Annotated in this window: 24 protein-coding genes; 13 read left to right on the top strand and 11 right to left on the bottom strand. The window is 69.0% G+C overall.

From position 1 onward, the window contains the following. Positions 1–35 precede the first annotated feature (35 nt). Complete coding sequence (locus K1X13_RS17540; RefSeq protein WP_221026436.1) at positions 36–413, bottom strand: NIPSNAP family protein; 378 nt, start codon at positions 411–413, stop codon at positions 36–38. A gap of 416 nt (positions 414–829) precedes the next feature. Between K1X13_RS17540 and K1X13_RS17535 the strand changes: the two genes are divergently transcribed. Both K1X13_RS17535 and K1X13_RS17530 read left to right on the top strand, forming a co-directional pair. Next, positions 830–1,525 carry a hypothetical protein gene (locus K1X13_RS17535; protein ID WP_221026435.1) on the top strand — a complete coding sequence of 232 codons (696 nt, stop codon included), beginning with the start codon at positions 830–832 and terminating at the stop codon, positions 1,523–1,525. 184 nt (positions 1,526–1,709) lie between these two features. After that, complete coding sequence (locus K1X13_RS17530) at positions 1,710–2,402, top strand: class I SAM-dependent methyltransferase (protein ID WP_221026434.1); 693 nt, start codon at positions 1,710–1,712, stop codon at positions 2,400–2,402. A gap of 215 nt (positions 2,403–2,617) precedes the next feature. Here K1X13_RS17530 and K1X13_RS17525 read toward each other — a convergent pair whose 3' ends face one another. Then, the gene (locus K1X13_RS17525; RefSeq protein ID WP_221026433.1) at positions 2,618–2,941 is read right to left on the bottom strand and encodes a hypothetical protein; all 324 of its coding nucleotides are present in this window, start codon (positions 2,939–2,941) and stop codon (positions 2,618–2,620) included. Between the two features lie 196 nt (positions 2,942–3,137). On the opposite strand from K1X13_RS17525, the gene K1X13_RS17520 reads away from it, so the two are divergent. Further along, positions 3,138–4,160 carry a GlxA family transcriptional regulator gene (locus tag K1X13_RS17520; RefSeq protein ID WP_221026432.1) on the top strand — a complete coding sequence of 341 codons (1,023 nt, stop codon included), beginning with the start codon at positions 3,138–3,140 and terminating at the stop codon, positions 4,158–4,160. Positions 4,161–4,916: 756 nt separating this feature from the next. Here K1X13_RS17520 and K1X13_RS17515 read toward each other — a convergent pair. Further along, positions 4,917–5,273, bottom strand: coding sequence for a hypothetical protein (locus K1X13_RS17515; RefSeq protein WP_221026431.1), 357 nt, complete (start codon positions 5,271–5,273; stop codon positions 4,917–4,919). 220 nt (positions 5,274–5,493) lie between these two features. On the opposite strand from K1X13_RS17515, the gene K1X13_RS17510 reads away from it, so the two are divergent. Continuing rightward, positions 5,494–5,946: an adenylyltransferase/cytidyltransferase family protein gene (locus K1X13_RS17510; RefSeq protein WP_221026430.1), complete on the top strand. Its 453-nt coding sequence runs from the start codon at positions 5,494–5,496 to the stop codon at positions 5,944–5,946. Between the two features lie 123 nt (positions 5,947–6,069). On the opposite strand, the gene K1X13_RS17505 is transcribed toward K1X13_RS17510, so the two are convergent. Beyond that, entirely contained in the window at positions 6,070–6,498 is a 429-nt protein-coding gene (locus K1X13_RS17505; RefSeq protein ID WP_221026429.1) for an SRPBCC family protein, read from the bottom strand. Positions 6,499–6,656: 158 nt separating this feature from the next. Between K1X13_RS17505 and K1X13_RS17500 the strand changes: the two genes are divergently transcribed. Both K1X13_RS17500 and K1X13_RS17495 read left to right on the top strand, forming a co-directional pair. Continuing rightward, on the top strand, positions 6,657–7,118 hold the full coding sequence (locus K1X13_RS17500) for a hypothetical protein (RefSeq protein WP_221026428.1): 462 nt from the start codon (positions 6,657–6,659) through the stop codon (positions 7,116–7,118). A gap of 173 nt (positions 7,119–7,291) precedes the next feature. After that, positions 7,292–7,516, top strand: coding sequence for a hypothetical protein (locus K1X13_RS17495; protein ID WP_221026427.1), 225 nt, complete (start codon positions 7,292–7,294; stop codon positions 7,514–7,516). 108 nt (positions 7,517–7,624) lie between these two features. On the opposite strand, the gene K1X13_RS17490 is transcribed toward K1X13_RS17495, so the two are convergent. Then, positions 7,625–8,590 carry a diacylglycerol/lipid kinase family protein gene (locus tag K1X13_RS17490; protein WP_225915337.1) on the bottom strand — a complete coding sequence of 322 codons (966 nt, stop codon included), beginning with the start codon at positions 8,588–8,590 and terminating at the stop codon, positions 7,625–7,627. Between the two features lie 156 nt (positions 8,591–8,746). Here K1X13_RS17490 and K1X13_RS17485 point away from each other — a divergent pair, with 156 nt between their 5' ends. Then, the gene (locus K1X13_RS17485) at positions 8,747–9,301 is read left to right on the top strand and encodes a DinB family protein (RefSeq protein ID WP_221026425.1); all 555 of its coding nucleotides are present in this window, start codon (positions 8,747–8,749) and stop codon (positions 9,299–9,301) included. Positions 9,302–9,333: 32 nt separating this feature from the next. Here K1X13_RS17485 and K1X13_RS17480 read toward each other — a convergent pair whose 3' ends face one another. Further along, positions 9,334–9,699, bottom strand: a complete 366-nt coding sequence (locus tag K1X13_RS17480) for a cupin domain-containing protein (protein WP_221026424.1) — start codon at positions 9,697–9,699, stop codon at positions 9,334–9,336. Between the two features lie 208 nt (positions 9,700–9,907). Between K1X13_RS17480 and K1X13_RS17475 the strand changes: the two genes are divergently transcribed. After that, the gene (locus K1X13_RS17475) at positions 9,908–10,435 is read left to right on the top strand and encodes an AAA family ATPase (RefSeq protein WP_221026423.1); all 528 of its coding nucleotides are present in this window, start codon (positions 9,908–9,910) and stop codon (positions 10,433–10,435) included. A 131-nt stretch (positions 10,436–10,566) separates the two neighbouring features. Then, positions 10,567–10,740 carry a hypothetical protein gene (locus K1X13_RS17470; protein ID WP_221026422.1) on the top strand — a complete coding sequence of 58 codons (174 nt, stop codon included), beginning with the start codon at positions 10,567–10,569 and terminating at the stop codon, positions 10,738–10,740. A gap of 55 nt (positions 10,741–10,795) precedes the next feature. Here K1X13_RS17470 and K1X13_RS17465 read toward each other — a convergent pair whose 3' ends face one another. Then, a complete protein-coding gene (locus K1X13_RS17465; protein WP_225915335.1) occupies positions 10,796–11,620 on the bottom strand; it encodes an alpha/beta fold hydrolase in 825 nt (274 codons plus the stop codon). Positions 11,621–11,812: 192 nt separating this feature from the next. Between K1X13_RS17465 and K1X13_RS17460 the strand changes: the two genes are divergently transcribed. Next, entirely contained in the window at positions 11,813–12,676 is an 864-nt protein-coding gene (locus K1X13_RS17460) for an alpha/beta hydrolase (RefSeq protein WP_221026420.1), read from the top strand. Here the strand turns inward: K1X13_RS17460 and K1X13_RS17455 are convergent. Next, complete coding sequence (locus tag K1X13_RS17455) at positions 12,673–13,485, bottom strand: alpha/beta fold hydrolase (RefSeq protein ID WP_221026419.1); 813 nt, start codon at positions 13,483–13,485, stop codon at positions 12,673–12,675. The two genes, K1X13_RS17460 and K1X13_RS17455, sit on opposite strands and share 4 nt — an antisense overlap. A gap of 67 nt (positions 13,486–13,552) precedes the next feature. Between K1X13_RS17455 and K1X13_RS17450 the strand changes: the two genes are divergently transcribed. Continuing rightward, complete coding sequence (locus tag K1X13_RS17450; RefSeq protein WP_221026418.1) at positions 13,553–14,476, top strand: DMT family transporter; 924 nt, start codon at positions 13,553–13,555, stop codon at positions 14,474–14,476. Between the two features lie 16 nt (positions 14,477–14,492). Here the strand turns inward: K1X13_RS17450 and K1X13_RS17445 are convergent, their stop codons facing one another. The 3 genes from K1X13_RS17445 to arsB are packed head-to-tail and all read right to left on the bottom strand — an operon-like array spanning position 14,493 to position 17,101. Then, positions 14,493–15,563 (bottom strand): ArsO family NAD(P)H-dependent flavin-containing monooxygenase, encoded by a 1,071-nt coding sequence (locus K1X13_RS17445; RefSeq protein ID WP_221026417.1) that lies wholly within the window; start codon positions 15,561–15,563, stop codon positions 14,493–14,495. A 16-nt stretch (positions 15,564–15,579) separates the two neighbouring features. Further along, on the bottom strand, positions 15,580–15,996 hold the full coding sequence (locus K1X13_RS17440) for an arsenate reductase ArsC (protein WP_221026416.1): 417 nt from the start codon (positions 15,994–15,996) through the stop codon (positions 15,580–15,582). Then, positions 15,989–17,101, bottom strand: coding sequence for an ACR3 family arsenite efflux transporter (arsB, locus tag K1X13_RS17435; protein WP_221026415.1), 1,113 nt, complete (start codon positions 17,099–17,101; stop codon positions 15,989–15,991). The genes K1X13_RS17440 and arsB overlap by 8 nt, the downstream gene beginning before the upstream one ends. 54 nt (positions 17,102–17,155) lie before the next feature. Here arsB and K1X13_RS17430 point away from each other — a divergent pair, with 54 nt between their 5' ends. Both K1X13_RS17430 and K1X13_RS17425 read left to right on the top strand, forming a co-directional pair. Beyond that, the gene (locus tag K1X13_RS17430) at positions 17,156–17,458 is read left to right on the top strand and encodes an ArsR/SmtB family transcription factor (RefSeq protein ID WP_225915334.1); all 303 of its coding nucleotides are present in this window, start codon (positions 17,156–17,158) and stop codon (positions 17,456–17,458) included. Between the two features lie 103 nt (positions 17,459–17,561). After that, entirely contained in the window at positions 17,562–18,029 is a 468-nt protein-coding gene (locus K1X13_RS17425) for a hypothetical protein (RefSeq protein WP_221026413.1), read from the top strand. The last annotated feature ends 20 nt before the right edge of the window (positions 18,030–18,049 follow it).

The raw sequence follows: 18,049 nt of genomic DNA, 5'->3' as shown, positions 1-18,049 counted from the left end.
TGTCTCGGGCGCGCGTTGACTCTGACCGCCGGTGGCTAGACCGTTGCCGACCGGTCGAGTCCCTGCAGGAACGAGAAGACGGCTGGCGTCGTCCCCATCCGCTCTTTGACGAGGTTGAGAAAGTTCTCGGAGACCTCGCCGTACAGGGTCGACCGGTGGTCGAACGCGAAGTCGCGGAAGAGCCGATCCGCCGCCTCCATGGTGTGCATCTTGTGCTCGATCAGTGCTTGTTCGTCGGTGAACATCTCGTGGACCTCGCACTGGGTTCCGTGCTCGTTGATGAACCAGTCGCAACGCAGAGTGTGCGTGTCCTTCTCCCGGGTCACCCGGAGGATCTCGGCCGCTTGGGCCTTGACCCCCTCGAGCTGACCTGGGCGGATCTTGGCTCGAACGATGACTTCCAGGTGAGCCATGAGTTCCTCCTCTCGTCGGATGGAAGGGCTCCCCTCGCGACCCGCGTCGGCGGTCAAACGGTCGTCGGGACGTGACCCGTGCAGATCACACGCATGACCTTGTCGCCGAAGTCTGAGGTCGGTTCAAGCACGAGCGTGCACGCACCGTCGGGGCGCATGAACCCGGTGGCCCGCTCCATCGGGGGTCGCTGTCCGGCTCATGGCCAAACCCCCTCTGTCCTCCACTTACGCAGCGTCGTCGTCGGGACCACCCCCAGACAGGGCCGAAGGTCACATTGACGGGGGCCGACCATCCTGGCCTGCCGGCAAGGCGTCCATTGCCTTCCAACGGTTCCTCGGACTCGTATCCGATCGCTGCCAGCCCGGGAGGAAGATTCGGGAGGTGAAGGCGTCCCGGAGGCTTCTATGCTCCGGGCATGAGCGCGGACAGCGAGGCGAGTAGACGACTTCGTCAAGCCTATGCGGAAGCTTGGGCGGCACGATCCGAATCGGGCGACAGTGATGTGGTGCTCCGGGCCAGGCTGCGTGCCCACCAGCTCTCTGAAGTCCTGGACGAGACGACTCCCATCCATGGCTTCATCTTCGATCTCTGGCGACGGGACGTGCCGCCCGAGCGTGTGGGCCGTGAAGTGTGGAAGGCGACAGGGCGCGCCGCGCTCCATCTCATCACCACCGGCCGGTCACTCCTCCAGACGTTCCGTCCCGCAGGGAGCGACGAAGAGGAGGCGCTGGACCGGCAAGCCGATCTGGAGGAGATGCCCGAGGACAAGGAGGGTGTGCTCGACAACTACGACCATCCGGCGTCAGCCTCGCTGACCTTCGAACCCGCAGAAGGTGCCGAGCCTCTTTTGGCGCGCTACGCCGACCTCACCGACCGGCGCAGCACGTGGCACCAACCTTCCGTGTGGTTCGACATGCAACCGGACCAGGCGCGCGCGTCTGTGCTCCTCGGCAGCACGGTCATCGGGGAAGCCGCCGTACCAGTCGAGATCTGGCGAGCGATGCGTGACCTCGCGAGCGAGGACCTGTACGCCGACGGGTTCCTGGACTTCCGGATCCGGAATGCTCTGCTGGAGACCGGCACACTGGTGTGCTACTACCCCGCTGACTGACCCGTTGCCCCTCCCAGTCGAGACGCTGTTCTCGCGTCGCGGACTCATCCTTCGTGTAGGACGACCAGAACGAGATTCACTGACGCGAGGCGTAAACGAGGGCAGCCGCCGACCAGGAGGCAAGACGCACGGACCTGCCGCCGTCCGCGCCCACGTCAATCGGAGGGCCAATAGGGTGATCTCCGTGTCAGACCTTGATCGCAGCGTTGAACTCGCGAAGGAGCGTGGGTACGACGCTCTCGCGCCGATTGATGAGGCGTTCGAGCGTGGTGAGATCACGCAGGATGAGTGGCATGCGCGGATTCTGGCTGTCGTCGAATCGGCCTATCTTTCCGCGACGACTGAGCAGATGGGATCCGGCCACTCAGGCACTCGCGAGGAATGGGAGGAGTCGCGGGGACTCATCATGGAGGCGATCGATGGGTCGGGAACGTTCCTTGATGTCGGGTGTGCGAACGGGCTCTTGATGGCGTCCGTCGAGCGTTGGTCTCGGGAACGAAGGCTGGTCGTGGATCCTTACGGTGTCGAGATCTCGCCACGTCTAGCCGCCCTGGCACGGAGTCGCTACCCACAGTGGCGGGATCGAATCTGGGCCGCGAACGCGGATGGGTGGCGGCCTCCGATGCGTTTCCAGTTCGTGCGCACCGGTCTGGAGTACGTGCCTGTTGGCCGGCGCGAGACGTTCGTGCGCGACCTCGTCGAGAACGTCGTGGCCCCCGGAGGGCGGTTGATCGTGGGGAAGAACAACGAGAACCGCGGGGAGTCGAAGATCGCACATTGCCTGCGTTCCTGGGGATGGTCGGACGTTCAGGAAGCGCGTCGGCCGCATGCCCACCCGGGCGTCGAGATCTCGGTCGTCTGGCTCGAACACCTCTGACGCAATGTCCGACCATGCCGCTGTCGGCGCGCTATGTGATCGGGGTGTTCGCCAGCGACACGACAGTCCCGACCACCAAGGCTGCCGCAACGGCCGGCATGAACCAACCCGGGCGCGCCCGGGCGCGCCACAGCGACCAGATGGCGACCAACGCGAGCAGGATGCCGAACACGATGCTGCCAACGTGGCCAAGGTCTGTCAGCGGCCGCGCCTCCTCACACACGGGCGGGCAGTAGACGATCGGGAAGCCGTTGGTCAGCGCCGCCCAGCCGGCGCCGAGGATCCCGGCGCTGGGCGACGCCGCTGCCGTTGCCCCGAGCGCCCGCCATGAAGGAAACCGCCCACCAGAGCTGGATGAGCGCAACGCCGACAATCGTTGCCGCCTCGGTCAGAGACAGCGTCCCGTGCAGGTCGAACAGGCCGACGCCGAAGTCGAGGATGATGTGCAGCACGCTGACGAACATCGTCGCCAGGCCGACCCAGAGCCATACCGGCATCCGCCAGTCGCGGCCGGACCACGCGAGTTGTTCGCTCCCCACGTACCCACTATCGACCATGCGAGGCGATGTGCCCCAGCTATCGCTGGCTCGCGTCACTCGTCTGCCGCGGACAGCGAAAGCGCGGAACTGCCGAGATCCGTGCTGACGCCACGGAGCGTCCCGACCCGATCTGTTGGCGCGAACTGTGGGCAGGTTGTCGTGGACGACATCCCATGCTGAGTTTCACGCTAGAGCCATGAACTCCCGCGCAGTCACCTTCGTGATCTATGACGGCTTCGACGGCCTCGATCTGGCCGGCCCGTTCGAAGTCTTCGGCGAAGCCGGGTACGAGCTCATGCTCGTGGCCCCGAAAGCCGGTCCGGTCCGCTCGGACATGGGGCTGACGATCCACGCGCAAAGCTCGGTGGCGAGCCTGGATCCGAGCCGTCCAGGCACGCTGGTGGTCGTGGGCGGCGACGGCGTGGACGCGGCGGGCTTCGACCGCAGCCTGCTCGACTGGGTGGCCGCGGCCGCCACCACGGCCGACCGGGTCGCGTCTGTCTGCTGTGGCGCGTTCATCCTCGCCGAGGCCGGGCTGCTCGACGGGCGTCGCGTGACCACGCACTGGAGGGAAGCGGACCGGCTGGCGCGCGAGTACCCCGCCGTCATCGTCGACAGCGACCCCATCTTCATCCAGGACGGGCGGATCTGGACCTCCGCAGGCGTGGCAGCGGGCATGGACCTGGCGCTTGCGCTGGTCGAGGCAGACCTCGGACCACAGACCGCCCTCCGGGTCGCCCGAGAGCTGGTGCTGTTCCTGCGCCGGCCGGGGAGCCAGTCGCAGTTCAGCGTGCCGCTGTGGTCGGCGCAGCCCGCAACCGATGCGGTACGCCGCGTCGTCGAAGCCATCCACCTCGATCCCGGCGAGCGACACGGGATCGACCAGCTAGCGTCGCTCGCCGGGCTGAGCCCGCGACACCTCCAGCGGCGGTTCACCCAGGAGACCGGTCTACCGCCAGCGATGTACGTCGAACGGGTCCGTGTCGAGGCGGCGCAGCGGTGCCTCGCGGAAGGTAACGACCCGGTGGAGACCATCGCCCGACGCTGCGGCTTCGGCACCGCCGAGACACTGCGCAGGACATTCCACCGATTGGTCGGCATCGCACCCTCGGAGTATCGAGAGCGATTCCGCACGACGAACGTCACCGCGTTCCCGCCCCCAGCGCCAGAAGCGTCGCGACCGGCGCGGCCGGTCCGCCTCGAGGAGATCAGCTCATGAACTACCTGACTCATAGCATCGCCCTACACCCCGAGCCTCGGCGTGAGGTGTCCCGAAGGCGTTCTGGGGCGATCCCGCCGGAACCAGGAGCAGGCAGGCCACCGATCGCAGTCCGGGCTCGACGTCACTCGCTGCTCAGAAGGCGGGCGGCGTTGTCAGGCCGTCGCCGTGCCGACGACCTGGTGGGTGACGTTAGCCGGTCGTCGGCCGGCAGCGGAGTGAATGCGGTCGCCAGCGGAGCCTCTCGTGGCGTCGCCATCCTCATCGGCCGCTGAGCCCCTCCCGCCACGCTGCGCCTGCTCGTAACTCTCGCGGCTTGATCTCCGGCACGGCGTGCTGCCGGAACGGAGAGCCGGCTGTGGTCGCACTGTTCTGATCCGTCTGCGCCGCGACAGCTGGGTGGGGCACCCACCCGTTGGTGCCGACGTAGCCGAGATGAGGACGTGCGTGACTACGCCGCACGGGTAGGCCTTGATCGGACCGATCGGGGGAGGCGTTCGGCCGGCTGGACCGCTTCACCCGACGCAGCATCAATCCGGGCAGGCGACGCCAAGCCCGGGACCTCGTCATTCACCTCCGCAGCCGACGATGAACATGCCGAGAGCCCTGCGAGTGCAATGCCGCACGTAGGAGGCGCCATGTCTCACTCACGACCCACTTCGGCATGCCTCCGCCGCAAGCATCTGTGCGCCGACACGTCTCCGCGCAGATGCACGGATCTGCCGCGGACAGGTAGGGCTAGGCGCCGAGACTTGCTCAGGTGAGCGCTGCCTTGAACCCTGCTACCTCGTCGTAGAGGAGGCCATCATGCTGTTCGATCACCCAGCGAAGGAACGTCAGGAGCGGGAGCAAATCGACGTCTCCCGACAACGTGAGATCAATAGCGAAGTGGCCCTGGGAAGCATCGAGGGCGAAGCCGTCGGCAGTGGCTGAGTCGACGAGCGTGGTTAAGTGCTTGGCCACCCGCGACACCTGAAGCGTCGCCATCCATTGGGACTGCCCGAGCTGGACGTCGCAGGCACACCAGCCCTCGGCTTCACTACGGGGACCACTACGGATGATGCCGGCGTGACTCACCAGATCGTCCAGCACGGCAACCAGGTTGACGGACATGGGCGAACGGCAGAGCACGCCGACTGTGTACGCCACGTCCGACCTCTCGAGACTGGACGGTCGAGGCCGTCTTCGAAGATGCGGTCATGCTAGAGACCAACGTCCGGATTTGCCGCTGATAGTGAAAGCTCGGTCGTGCCGACGTGCGCACCTCCCGGTCTCGTGCGCTAGAACGGTGAGCGACCGCGACTGGTGTGGGCTAAGGAGCAGGTGAGTTGTTGTGGAGAACCCAGACGTGAGTGCGCCTGGCATTTCGTGGGTTTACGTCGACATGGTTGGAGACCTATTCCACGCGGGCCATGTGTCGCTCCTCCGGGAGGCACGCCGCCATGGTGACCGGCTGGTCGTTGGCGTGCTGTCCGACGACACCGCAGCCTCCTACAAGCGTCGTCCCATCATGACCCTTGCCGAGCGCGTCGCCGTGATCGAGTCATGCAGGTACGTCGACGAGGTGATTGAGGACGCCCCGCTCCAAGTGACCGAAGAGTTTCTTGCCGAGCACGGGATCACCACCGTGGTGCACGGCGACGACTTGTCGCCCGAGGGGGCCGACTTCGTATACGGGCCCGCTGCAGCAGCCGGGAAACTCACCTACGTTCGGCGCACGGGAGGAATCTCAACCACCCAGTTGATCCAGCGGGTGCTCGACGCGGCCGCCTCGCGAAATGAATGACCGGATCTGCCGCGGACAGGTAAACGGAACGGCCCATGAGCGGGCGCCTACCGAATGGCGAAGCGCGGGAGCCGTCAGCCTCCCATTCGGCGCGGTGCCCTGGCGGCGTCGAGCCGCGGCGCTTCAGCGAGCGACGCTCTCAGCGCGGAGCTTGAGGCCGGCCGCCTCCATGGCGAGGTATTGCTCGGTGAGCTTTCGGTACAGCCGTCCCACGACCCCCCCGACCACCCCGCTCATCACGACTCTCAGCTCGACCCGGGTGCCACCGTCGGGCAGCGGCGCGCACTCGTGGTGCGCAGACACCGTGCTGCCTGGCTGCCGCTGCTCCCAGGTGAAGGCGCTGCCGGGTTCGAGTGAGGTCACCGTGTACGTGCCGGTCGGGACTCGCGGCTGGGAGACCTCGACTCGCGACCCGACGGCGAGGGGACCGGCGTCCAGCGGCCGGACGCTGCTCACTGAGTCCGTCCACTCCGGCCACCGCTCGACGTCGACGAGCACCTCCCACACCCGGTCCGGCGAGGCGGCCACATCGATGCTGGTGCGCTGTTCCACGCCGTCCATCGTCGCAGAGATCGGGATGTCTCAGGAAGGCTCGATGTGCCGAAGCGCCGCTTGCATTCCGTGGAGATCGACCACCAGGCCGACCTAGACTCGCATCCGTCCGGGCAGGGGTACCTCGTCCGCGAACGAGGTCGAAAGGCGAAGTCAACATGACGCGAACTGCACGCCAGCCACACGAGTGGCTCACCTTGGGAGCTGGACTTGTTGCCGCGTCCATGTGGGCTTCCCTTGGGCTGCGCGCCATCGTCATGGACAGCGATCCGTCCGTCAAAGCTCTGTTCGCATGCGCGGCGCTGGTGCTCGTGGGGTTCGCCCTCGGCTCGGTAACTTGGATCGTGATTGCGCCGAAACGCGCGAAGCGGCCACCCGCCGACGCTGTAGTGCTCGCGAAGATGAAAGCCCCCTTCGCGATGTTGGGCATCATGTTGGTCGGATCTGGAGCGTCCCCGATCGTGGACCCCACTACGGGCGCGTGGGGCTGGGCGCTCTTGGTTGCCGCCTCGCTCGTGGGCGGCCTGAATCTGGGCGTGGCCTTCATGGGGATTGCTGAGCAGGGAGCCCCCTCCGACGCGCCGCGCCAGTCAACCGTGGCTCCTCAGTCGGGCGCTTAGTACGTACGTCCGGATCTAAGGGCTTCCACCGGGTCGGTTTGGCAGGGGACGGGGCAACTGTGGCGCGGATTGTGCATGTTCCGCCCGCGCGCCGATCGCGTCGTGACAGCATCTGGACGGGCCGTCGACCAAGCCCCAGCCAAGAGCCCGACAGAGGAAGGACACCTACCGTCATGGATCAGACCGAAGGTGCCATCGGCTGGGGAACTCTGACACTCATCAACGCTGGCCTTGCACAAGGCAAAGGCCGAAGCGGCCTCGGATGGTTCCTCGCGTCCTTGCTGCTCGGGCCCTTGGCGACGTTTCTCATCGTCGTGCTTCCGGCCATCGAGCCGAGAATCGAACCCATGCCGCGCGAGGGATGGGCGCTGCCACCCAGCCGTACCGAAGCTCCGTAGGTCACGGTTTTACGCCACCTCCATCAGAGCGCAACCGCCGGAATGGGCGGGCGGATGTCAGCCTGCCCAAGGCGACGAATGCCCACGTCTGAAGCCAAGCTTCGAAAACTAGCCGCTGGACGACGTGGTCCCGGGTTCCGGCGATGTCGTGCCGAGTGATCTGCCCGGTGCGAACCGGGCCGAGGGTGAGGCGCCGGGATGGCGGGTCGAGATCCGCACGCGCAGTACCGCGGGCCGTATCGCGAACCGCAGCGGCGGCTCGAGAGTGACCGGCTCGCCATCGATCCCCGCGTGCACCGGCGCCGCGGCGCCTACCTCCAGGTGGGGCGCGCTCCAGGCGCGCCCCGGACGGTGCGGACTGTCATCCGGTGTGTCGAGCACGAGGATCCCGAGCTGGCCGCTGTCGAGCGCGGGCCGGGTGCCGCCAAAAGGCGGATCCAGCGCATAGGGGTTGTTCGACACCAGCACCACCGCGAGCTGAGTGTGCTGACGCCCGGCGTCGTCGACGAGGCGCAACGCGGGCACCTGTTCGGTGGGGCCCAGCACCGTTTCTGCGGTCTCCGCGAGGGTGCGTACCTTGGCATCGCGATAGGCCGTCCGGCGGACCGCCTCCCCGTAGATCCCGAGCGAGACATTGTTCAAGAACACGCGGCCGTTCACCTCGGCGACGTCGATCCGCCGTTCCACTCCATTGGTGAACGCGTCAAGCGCGCCGCGCACGTCATGCCGGTCTACGCCCAGGTCGAGCGCGAAATGGTTGCGCGTGCCGGCCGGAACGCAGATGAACGGCACATCGTGCGCCGCGGCGGCTGCGGCCACCACCGACAGCGACCCGTCGCCGCCGGCCATCCCCAGGGCGTCGGCGCCGCCTGCCAGGGCCGCACCGACCAGCGTCGCCAGGCTCTGGCCCGGGGCGAGGACGATGGTCTCGATCCCTTGGTCGCGGGCCAACTCGGCAAGCTTGGCGCGAGCGGCCCTCCCCCCGCCGGACCTGGGGTTGACGAACAAGACCGGCCGCCGGGGTGGGTCTGCGGGCTGCCATCCCGGGCTTGGCCTCTCCGGGAAGGGACTCATGGCAGGCGAGAAGCACAGGGAAGCATGGCGACGGCATCGGCGACACACCGTGAAGTAACCATGCGTACAGCGTGCCCCGACCCCGGCCTCGGAGACCACGGTCTACGCCACCCGTTCAGGACCGCACCGACCTATCTGGTCCGTAGCGTTGGCGACATGACCACACCGCACAGCACCCCGCCCCCGGCCACCCGAGAGCGTGCCGACCTCGTCGACGTCCTGCGCACGCACCGCGGCCTGTTCCGGGTGACCGTGGCAGGGCTCACCGACGAGCAGGCTCGGCTCACCCCGACGGTCAGCACCCTCAGCCTCGGCGGGCTCATCAAGCACGTGACGGCCGTCGAGCAGCAGTGGGCGAGCTTCGTCGTCGACGGACCGGCCCCGTCCCCCGACATCGACTGGGCGAACATCGACTGGTCGGATCCGCCGCCCGAGGTGCAGCAGTACGCCGATGGCTTCCGGATGCTCGAGGACGAGGGCCTGGCCGGTCTCCTCGCGAGGTACGACGAGGTGGCCGCCGCCACGGACCAACTGGTACTCAGCGTCGAACTCGACGCGCTGCAGCCGCTGCCCAAGGCTCCCTGGTTCGAGCCAGGTGCGTCGTGGAGCGCCCGGCGAGTCTTCACCCACATCCTGGCTGAGACCGCCCAGCACGCCGGCCACGCCGACATCATCCGCGAGACCATCGACGGCCAGAAGTCCATGGGCTGACCTGTGGCCTCCACGGGCGACCTGACGTGGGCTCAGTCCTGGTGTTGTGCGTAGGTCGGCGTGATGCCGAAGTCGACGACCACACACGGCGAGTCACCCACGACCCAGGCGTCGTGTCCAGGGTCGATCCTGACCGTGTCGTCGGGGCCGCACTCGCCCTCGGTTCCATCATCCATGCGTACTGCCATCCGCCCGGAGAGAACGTAGAGCAGGTGCGTGGACTGGCAGGACTCGGTGCCCGCGATAGGGCCCAGGTGCTCTTTCCAGTGCCAGCCCGGTTCGAACGTTCCCTTCATGATCGTCCGCCCGCCGAGCGTGACGACGAGCGCCTCTCCGTTGTCGACGAAGGGGCGCTTCTCCTCCGGTGACGCGAACCCCTTGATCTCGATACCGGTCATGTCTCCTCCTCGGACGTAGGCCCCGTGCACGACGCTAGGACGCCACGGTCACCACCCGCATGACACGAAAGGGCTCCCCTGGGGATCGCGAGCGGGCGGTCCACCGGATCTGGGCGGAACGCGACAGCAGCGCCGGGGTGCCGCATCACGAGCTCATGGTGCCGCGTTGCGCGCCGCCCTGGACCTGCCGAACCACTACCGTCGGCAGGTGATCATCTGGCTCAACGGCACGTTCGGCGCGGGCAAGACAACGACCGGAAGCCTCGTCGCTGCGCATGACCCGCGACTACGCCTGTTCGACCCGGAGTGGGTCGGCTACATGCTCAGGAACAACCTGGCCGACCACGACTTCACCGACTTCCAGCAGCTCACCTCGTGGCGGCGGCTCACCCCGCTGGTCGCGGACGAGCTGATCCGGGTCACGAACCAGCATCTCGTGGCTGTACAGACAGTCCTGGACGAGGACTACTGGCGTGAGCTGATGTCGGGGCTGACGGCGCTGGGTCACGAAGTCCTCCATGTCGTGATCGAGGCCGATCAGCAGGTCATGAGGCAGCGCATTCACGGGGACGAGAACGAGCCACAGGCCGTGACCTGGCGAATCGACCACCTGCCGACGTACGCCGCGGCTCGCACCTGGATGACCGCGAGCGCGGATCTGGTGCTCGACACCACCGACCTGACTCCGCAGGACGCCGCTGACCAGGTGTGGAAGATGGTCGAAGACCGCGTCTGAGCCCGTCGCGCCGAAACGGCGGGGCGCTTCGAGCGGACTGCACGGTCCGCGCCGGTAGTGCCATCGGGGCCCTGCCCAGCAGTGGGAATCCACGGCTCCTCAGAGCCACGCAGGAGACCTACAGTGGAGGCATGAACACGATCCGCCTCACCGACACCGAGCTCAGGATGGCGCGCAACGCGTTGCAGGCATACCTGCAGGTGTTCGGGCACGACGAGGCCGACGTCGTACGGGAGATCAAGAGCGTGATCGCGAAGTTCCGCGACGTCGAGACCGAGGGCGAGGAGCCCCGCTTCATCGCCTGATAGTCAGCCGCGCCACGCACGATCTGCGCGTCTTTCGTGCGGGATGCCGGCGCGGTCAGCGCCTCGGGACCGCCTCCAGCGCCCGCTTGGTGGCCTCGACGTACACGGCGGCGTCGGTCAGGTGTGGCACGTGCGCGACTCCTGGGATCGTCTCGCGTACGACGTGAGGGATCAGGGGCTCGAGCCGGTCGATCACACGCGGGAACAGCGGCGGGCTCTCGGAGCCCTGGGTGAGCCGTACGGGCACCGCGAGCCCGGCCAGCGAGTCCTCGTCGATGGTGAGCTGGGTGGGATCCTGGATCTCGTCGAGGAACGTCGGCGCGTTCCTGATCATGGTCGCCTTCACCTCGGCCGGCAGCTGGTTGTCCCACGCGCCCGGTCCGAACGCGATCTCGTCGACGAACTGGCGGGCCGCACCCTCGTGATCACCCTCGACGAGCCGCACCCGGACGGCCTCGCGGCTCCGGGCTCCCTGAGCGAGCATCGCCTGACTCTCCGGGTCGTCCACCAGCACTCCCCACAGCGGGGGCTCGTGGCAGGTCAGCGACAGGAAGAGGTCGGGCCGCCTCGCCGCCAGGCGCAGCGCGATGTTCCCGCCGAGCGAGCTGGCCACGACGTGCGCCGGAGCGAGGTCGAGTGCCTCCAGCAGCCGGGCGAGGTCGTCGGCGTCCTCGTCCAGGCTGCCCTGGGTAGCGGGCCGCTCGCTGCGCGAGTGTCCGCGCCGGTCGTAGACCAGCACCCGGAAGCTGTCCGCCATTCCGGGGACCACCTGGCGCCAGGTCATGGCGTCACTCCACGACCCATGGACCAGAGCCAGTGTCTCCCCGGCTCCATGGACCTCGTAGTAGAGGTCGACCCCGTTCACCCGCGCCACAGTCATCGCGTTCTCCCCGGACCTCTGGACCTGCTCAGTCTAAGACCGTCCACGGACCCAGCGGTCAACCCTCAGGACGGGCTATTGATCGAACGCCGGGCGGCAAGGAAGCGTCGTGCGGAACGCGCGGCGCCTCACGGCCGACCCGCCGACGTCGCGACGAACTTCCGACCATCCGACCCACCCGGTGGAGGAACCATGAGCACACAGTTCGACCAGCCACGTCCGCCCGGCCAGGAGGGTCCGGACACCGTCGTCCTCGTGCACGGGCTGTGGATGACCCCCCGCAGCTGGGAGCACTGGGTGCCGCACTTCGAGGCCCGCGGCTACCGGGTCCTCACCCCCGGGTACCCGGGCTTCGAGGTCGAGGTCGAGGCCCTGCGCGAGAACCCCGCGGTGATCGCGGAGCTGACGGTGCCGGAGACCGTCGAGCACCTGGCGGGTGTCATCGGGCAGCTCGACAAGCCGCCGATCATCATGGGCCACTCCTTCGGCGGGGCCCTCACCCAGCTGCTGCTCGCCCGCGGCCTGGGGGCCGCCGGCGTCACCATCGACTCCGCCCCGACGGAGGGGGTGCGCGTCAACCCGCCGTCCCAGATCAAGTCTCTGTTCCCGTTCCTGGCCAACCCGGCCAACCGGCACAAAGCGGTGGGGTTCACGCCCGACCAGTTCCACTACGCCTTCACCAACACGATGACCCGCGAGGAGTCGGACCAGGTCTACGACCGCTACCACATTCCCGCCCCCGGCAACTGGGTGTGGGCCTACGGCCTGATCGCCAACTTCAAGCCCGGCAAGCAGGAGACGTGGGTCGACTACGACTTCGACGACCGCGCTCCCCTGCTGTTCATCGCGGGCGGGGCCGACCACATCATGCCGACGTCCGTGACCATGTCGAACGCCCGGCACTACAAGCACTCGGCGGCACGGACCGAGGTCCACGAGTTCCCGGGGCGCTCGCACTTCACCTGCGGGGAGCCCGGCTGGGAAGAGGTCGCCGACTACGCGCTCGACTGGGCGATCACCAACGCCCGCACCCGCTCCACCACCGCAGGTGGCTAGGGCCAGCCCGCCTCCACCACCCGCCAGAAGGAGTCGACGAGCGCGTTCCACCGGTCCGGCACCTCCTGGAACGGCTGGTGGGCCTCTCCGTCCAGCACCTCGAACCGGGCATGGGGGATCCGCTCCGCCACGGCCTGGCAGAGCGTGGGCCTGCTCGTCGCGTCGCTGCCGCCGGCGAGGACGAGCGTGGGCGCCTTGATGTCACCGAGCCGCTCGCTCGTGTCGTAGTCGACCAGGGCGTCGATGTAGCGCTGCACTTCGTCGGTGGTCTGCTTGTGCGGGAAGGCGAGGACCTCCTCGATGAACTCCGCGACCGTACCGTCGTTGTGCGCGCGTGGCGTGTAGATGTCCAGGTAGAACCCCTCGAGGAATGCCCGCTCGCTCGGAGCGACCTCGACGAGCCAGCGCACGAACAGCACCCAGGTCCGCATGTAGGGGTCCATCACCGGCCACGTGCTCTGCAGCACGAGGCTGCGCACCAGCGCGGGATGGCGCAGTGCCAGCTCCTGGGAGACGATGCTGCCGCCCGAGAAGCCGGCGACGTGCGCGCTGGTGATGCCGAGGGCCCTGAGCACCTCGGCGGCGTCGTCGGCCATCTGCTCCACCGAGACCGGTCCGCTCGGCATCGCCGTCCGCCCCACCCCGCGGCTGTCGAACGCGGTCAGCCGGTAACGGTCGGCGAGCCCGTCGAGCTGGAACTGCCAGGACTCGACGGTGTCCCCCAGTCCCCCGATCAGCAGGACGTCCGGGCCCTCGCCGACCTGCTCGACCCAGATGTCGAGGTCACCGCCGCGCACGTGCTCGCCCATGCCACTGCCCTCCTCCGTCCCAGGATGCGCCTCCACGGTCCGCGACGCCCAGTGCAAGACTCGGCGGATGCGTAACCCGGCCACCGCTGCGTTCGTCAGCCTGGGCCTGATCTGGGGCAGCAACTTCATCTTCATGAAGTGGGCCTCGGAGACGATCACCGCCGGCCAGGTCACCTTCCTGCGCGTCCTGTTCGGCTTCCTGCCGATCGTGGTCTACGCGGCGGTCCGGCGGGTGCTCGAGCGCAGGCACCTTCGCCACGTGCACCACTTCTTCGTGATGTCGGTGCTCGCGACCAGCGTCTACTACTTCGCGTACGCCGCCGGCACGGCCCTGCTGCCCTCAGGCATCGCCGGCGCGCTCAGCGGCGCCATCCCGCTGTTCTCCTTCGTAGCCGCGGCGCTCTTCCTCCGGAGCGAACGGGTGACGCCGACCCGGTTGCTGGGCGTGCTGATCGGCTTCGGGGGCGTGCTCCTCATCGCGCGGCCGTGGGTCGCCGACGGTGACCTCGACATGACCGGCGTCGTCTGCATGCTGCTGGGGTCGGCGAGCGTGGGGCTCTCCTTCGTCTACGCGAAGCGGTTCCTGGTGGGCCTGGACATCCCGGGGGCCGCGCTCACGACGTACCAGATCGGGCTGGGCCTGCTCACGCTCGCGGTCGTCACCGACTACGACGGCATCACGGCGATCGGCGAGGACCCGCGGGCGCTGCTCGCCCTGGTGCTCGGGCTCGGCCTGCTCGGCACCGGGGTCGCCTACATCCTCTACTACTTCATCGTCGACCGGCTCGGGGCGATCACCGCCTCCAGCGCGACCTACATCCCGCCCGTCGTGGCCCTCGCCATCGGCTGGCTGCTGGTCGGCGAGCCGCTCGACGTCCTCGACGCGGCCGCGGTCCTGCTGATCCTGGTGGGGGTGATGGTCCTCCGGCTCGGCGGCAGGCAAGCAGCCCCGGAGACCCTGCCGGACCCCGCCGACGAGGCCGCGCCGTAACCTGCGGCCCCCCTGGCTAGAGGGAGGCGACGAGATCGCGGGCGGTGCGGCCGACGCCGATGAGGGTGGCCGACGCCGGGCCGGTCCAGTCGCCGTACCCGACGAGGTGCAGCCGCGGCTCGTCGACCGCCTGCGTCCCGAGGACGGCGAGGTGCCCGTCGGCGTACCGCAGCCCGAGCGGCGCGAGGTGCCGGAGCTCGGGCCGGAACCCGGTGCACCAGATGATGGCGTCCGCCGCCTGCTCCCGGCCGTCGGCCCACGCGACGCCGTCGCGGGTGACCCGCTCGAACATCGGCTCGGCCCGCAGCGCGCCGCGCTCCCTGGCCTCGCGTACGACGGGCACCATCACGATGTCCCCCAGGGCGGCCACCCCGCCGGTGTCCGTGCCCCCGCTCTCGAGGGCGCGCCGTCGCGCGGTGGCCACCATGAACAGCGCCCGCCCGTCGACGTCGTCGGGCAGGAACTTGGGAGGCCGCTGGGTCACCCAGGTCGTCGAGGCCACCGCGGAGACCTCCGCGAGGACCTGCGCGGCCGAGTTGCCGCCTCCCACGACGACCACGCGCCCGCCGGCGTACTCCTGGGGGCCGGTGTACTCGGCGGCGTGCAGCTGGCGGCCCGCGAAGTCGCCCTGCCCCGGGTACGTCGGGACGAACGGCCGCGACCAGGTGCCGGTGCACGAGACCACGACGCCCGCGAGGTAGTCGCCGTCGGTCGTGCTCACCCGCAGGGGGCCGGCCGGGTCGTCGTTCTCGCGGCGCACCGTGCGGACCCGGACCGGCCGGTGCACGGGCAGCTCGTAGCGACGCTCGTACGCCGTCAGGTAGTCCCGCACGTGCGCCGCCGGCGGGAAGCCGGGGTCGCCGCCCCAGGCGGGCATCCGCCAGCCGGGCAGCGAGGAGTACTCGGGCGGGGAGAAGGCGCGCAGCGAGGGCCACATCCGCGCCCACGCACCGCCGGGACGGTCGGCGGCGTCGAGCAGCACGTACTGGTCCTCGGGCCGGTAGCCGGCGCGGCGCAGGTAGTAGCCGACCGCCAGCCCGGCCTGGCCCCCGCCGACCACCAGGACGTCGACCTGTCGGGTGCTCATCGGGCCGCGCGGGGGGTCACGCGGTGGCGGGCTCGACGCCCAGCTCCTCGAGCAGGTTCAGGATCCGGGCCTTGATGTCGTCGCGGATCGGCCGGACGCTGTCCACGCCCTTGCCGGCGGGGTCCTCGAGCTCCCAGTCCTCGTACCGCTTGCCCGGGAAGATCGGGCAGGTGTCCCCGCAGCCCATGGTGATCACCACGTCGGAGTCCTGGACGGCCTCGGTGGTGAGGATCTTGGGGGTCTCCGCGGTGATGTCGATGCCCTCCTCGGCCATCGCCTCGACCGCCGACGGGTTCACCTGGTCGGCCGGCTCGGACCCGGCCGAGCGGACCTCCACGCGGCCCGCCGAGAGGTGGGTGAGGTAGGCGGCGGCCATCTGCGAGCGGCCGGCGTTGTGGACACAGACGAAGAGCACGCTGGGCTTGTCAGACATGGGTGACCCTTCCTGGGGTGCGGTGGCGGGGGAAGAAGCGGCGGGTGCGGAGGCCGACGTACACGAGGGCGACCAGCACCGGCACCTCGATCAGCGGGCCGACCACGCCGGCGAGCGCCTCGCCGCTGGTGACGCCGAAGACCGCGATCGCGACGGCGATGGCGAGCTCGAAGTTGTTGCCGGCGGCCGTGAACGCGAGCGTGGTGGCGCGCGGGTAGTCCAGTCCCGCGAGCCAGCCGGCGACGAGGGAGCCGGTCCACATGAGGGCGAAGTAGGCCAGCAGGGGTACGGCGATGCGGGCCACGTCGAGCGGCTGCGAGGTGATCGCGCTCCCCTGCAGCGCGAACAGCAGCACGATCGTGAACAGCAGCCCGTAGAGCGCGACCGGACCGATCCTCGGCAGGAACCGTCCCTCGTACCAGTCGCGGCCCTTGCGCGCCTCGCCCAGCCGGCGGGTCAGGTAGCCGGCGGCGAGCGGGATGCCGAGGAAGACCAGGACGCTGCCCGCGATCGTCCAGAACGACACGTCGAGCCCGGCGGTGTCCAGGCCCAGCCAGCCGGGAAGCACCGACAGGTAGAACCAGCCGAGCAGGCCGAAGGCGAGGACCTGGAAGAGCGAGTTCAGCGCGACGAGGACGGCCGCGGCCTCGCGGTCGCCGCAGGCGAGGTCGTTCCAGATGATGACCATCGCGATGCAGCGGGCGAGGCCGACGACGATCAGGCCGGTGCGGTACTCCGGAAGGTCCGGCAGCAGCAGCCAGGCGAGCGCGAACATCAACGCAGGCCCGATCACCCAGTTCAGCAGCAGCGAGAGGACCAGCAGCTTCCGGTCGGCGGTGACCGTGTCGAGCCGGTCGTAGCGGACCTTCGCCAGCACCGGGTACATCATCAGCAGCAGGCCCAGCGCGATCGGCAGCGACACCGAGGCCACCTTGACCGCGTCCAGGGCCTCGGCGAGCCCGGGGACCCAGCGGCCGGCGAGCAGTCCCACCACCATCGCGAGGCCGATCCAGACCGGGAGGAACCGGTCCAGCGTGGAGAGCCCGCCGACGACCTCCTCGTGGTCGGGACGGGTCTCCTGGACGAGCCTCGAGCGCTCGCTCATGCATGCCTCACTCACTGCGGGGGACGTCGTACGGTAAAGTATCAGACTATGGTGATGTCAGCGCAGAGTGATGCTCTACGGGTCCTCGCGGACCCGCTCCGACGCCAGATCGTCGAGCTCCTCTCCCGCGAGCAGCTGTGCAACTGCCACCTGGTCGAGGAGACCGGCGCCCGGCAGACCAACGTGTCGAACCACCTGCGCGCGCTGCGCGAGGCCGGGCTGGTGGAGACCGAGCCCCAGGGCCGCTACACCTACTACCGGCTACGGCCCGACGCCCTCGAGCGGCTCGCCGCCGAGCTGTCCGACCTCGCCCGGGCGGCCCGCACGCGGGAGCTCCCCAAGCGCGCCTGCGAGTGAAGCGGGCGGCGTCGCACGGACCGCCCGTCCCCCGACGGACCCGAAGGAGGGGTTCGCGGGCGCTACATTCGACGTAGCGGGGTCGCCCGCCCCTGGAGGCTCGATGGACCAGAGTCCGGCCACGTCGGAGCCGGCGTTTCTCGACGAGCTGCGTCGGCGCCGCTCCGAGCTGCGCGACTCGATGAGCGCCCTGGAGCTCGCGTTGGCCGCCCCCGCACCCCAGGACCCGGCGCGCTGGGCCGAGCGCGTCCACGTCGCGCTCGTGGAGCTCACCGCCGACTTCCGTGTGCACGTCGACCTCACCGAGGGTCCCGACGGGCTGTACCAGGAGCTGCTCCGCAGGGCACCCCGGCTCTCCGGTGCCATGGCCCGCCTCACCCACGACCACGCCCGCATCCGAGGGCTCGTCGACGAGCTGTTGGCCAGGGTCCGGGGACAGGGCGGCGACGGGGACGTCGACCACGTGCGCGAGCTCGGCACGACGCTGCTCGGTGCGCTCGTCCGTCACCGGCAGCGCGGCGCCGACCTGGTCTTCGAGGCCTACCAGGTGGACATCGGCGGCGAGACGTGAAGGGCCCCGGGCAGCCGCGC

It is taken from the genome of Nocardioides jiangsuensis (assembly GCF_019679455.1).
Classification (GTDB): Bacteria; Actinomycetota; Actinomycetes; order Propionibacteriales; family Nocardioidaceae; genus Nocardioides_C; species Nocardioides_C jiangsuensis.
The sequence above is the reverse complement of the archived record's forward strand: the minus strand, read 5'-3'. Positions and strand labels throughout refer to the sequence as shown.